Origin of the sequence: Catenibacterium faecis (assembly GCF_014306455.1) — a bacterium.
GTDB classification, from domain to species: domain Bacteria; phylum Bacillota_I; class Bacilli_A; order Erysipelotrichales; family Coprobacillaceae; genus Catenibacterium; species Catenibacterium mitsuoka_A.
This window is the reverse complement of record NZ_JACRWG010000127.1, coordinates 1-1,626: the sequence shown is the minus strand read 5'-3', so window position 1 is coordinate 1,626 and position 1,626 is coordinate 1. Positions and strand designations below refer to the sequence as shown.

The window sequence follows — 1,626 nt, the reverse complement described above, 5'->3', positions numbered from 1 at the left end:
CCTCCAATGGATCATCCTTGGAGAAAAAACAGCTTTGCGAATTATGCTGCAAAACAAAAGCACCGTTGTGGTGCTAATGTTTGATTATTTTTGGGACATTATCAATTTCGGTTGACACAGACAAAAAAAGGAGGATTTCATAATCCTCCCAAAATAACATTAAACTGTCATTAAATCCTTTTCTTTTTCTTTAGCAATCTGGTCAATCTTCTTAACAAATTCATTTGTTAAATTCTGAACATCTTCCTTACCTGCTTTTACTTCATCTTCAGTTTCGCCAGTCTTTTCAACATCAGCATTCGCATTTCTTCTGATATTTCTTAAAGCAACCTTAGCTTCTTCAGCAAGCTTATTTACCTGCTTAACCATTTCTTTTCTTCTTTCTTCAGTTAGAGGTGGAATCACAATACGGATGACTGTTCCATCATTCTGTGGAGTTAAACCTAAATCAGCCTGATAAATACCATGTTCAATATCCTTCATTGAATTCTTATCATAAGGCTTGATTACTAACTGACGACCTTCTACAACTGAAATACCAGCAACCTGATTAAGTGGAGTTGGTGAACCATAGTATTCAACCATAACTCTATCAAGCATGCTTGGATTAGCACGTCCAGTTCTAATATTAACTAATTCATTAGAGAAAGCATCAATTGATTTCTCCATCTTTTCTTTTGCTTCTTCAAGTACTAATTCTACCATTATTATTCTCCCTTTGAAATAATTGTGCCAGCCACTTCCTGTTTACATGCTAACGCAATATTTCCTTCTTTCTGCATATTAAATACACTTAAATCAATGTTGTTGTCTTTACATAAAGTAATAGCTGTCTGATCCATGATCTTTAAATCTTTATTAAGAACATCTAAGTAAGTTAACTTATCAAACTTAACAGCATTTGGATCTAACTTAGGATCAGCTGAATAAACACCATCAACACCATTCTTAGCCATTAAAATAACATCTGCATGAATTTCAGCAGCTCTTAATGCAGCAGTTGTGTCTGTAGTAAAGTATGGACTACCAGTTCCAGCTGAGAAAATAACAATACGACCTTTTTCAAGATGACGTACAGCTCTTCTTCTGATATATGGTTCAGCTACTTCTTTCATATCAATAGCAGTCATAACACGTGTTTCAAGACCAATTGATTCTAAAGCATTCTGTAAAGCAAGACCGTTCATAACAGTTGCAAGCATACCCATGTAATCTGCACTTGCTCTTTCCATACCCATATCGGCGCCAGTCTTACCTCTCCAGATATTACCGCCACCGCAAACAATCGCAATTTCAACACCTAGATCTTTTGCATCTTTGATCTGCTGTGCAATGTCTTTAACTACAATAGGATTAATGCCAAAGCCCTGATCACCAGCCAAAGCTTCACCACTTATTTTTAATAAAACTCTTTTATAATTCATATGGATCTCCTTCTGTAAAATCTACAAATTAATTATAAATAGAATTAAGTTTTTAGTCAACAACGAACTGATACCACAAAACTTAATTCTGATTCCAATGTGATAATGTCTCAATGTATCCAAGTTGATAATGTCCCAATTGGGACATTATCAACTTACCGTGTTAAACTATAACCTCCATGGGAGGTTATTATGAGAAAGG

Annotated in this window: 2 protein-coding genes; both read right to left on the bottom strand. The window is 35.0% G+C overall.

Annotated elements, in window-relative coordinates; translation table 11 throughout:
* Positions 1 to 159: 159 nt before the first annotated feature.
* Entirely contained in the window at positions 160 to 705 is a 546-nt protein-coding gene (gene frr, locus H8909_RS13015; RefSeq protein ID WP_117458064.1) for a ribosome recycling factor, read from the bottom strand.
* Between the two features lie 2 nt (positions 706 to 707).
* Complete coding sequence (pyrH, locus tag H8909_RS13010; protein ID WP_022424326.1) at positions 708 to 1,424, bottom strand: UMP kinase; 717 nt, start codon at positions 1,422 to 1,424, stop codon at positions 708 to 710.
* Positions 1,425 to 1,626: the final 202 nt, after the last annotated feature.

What these genes read in the sequence shown, in the direction of transcription:
- frr (WP_117458064.1), bottom strand. Translation starts at nt 705, where the DNA reads ATGGTAGAATTAGTACTTGAAGAAGCAAAAGAAAAGATGGAGAAATCA.
- pyrH (WP_022424326.1), bottom strand. Translation starts at nt 1,424, where the DNA reads ATGAATTATAAAAGAGTTTTATTAAAAATAAGTGGTGAAGCTTTGGCT.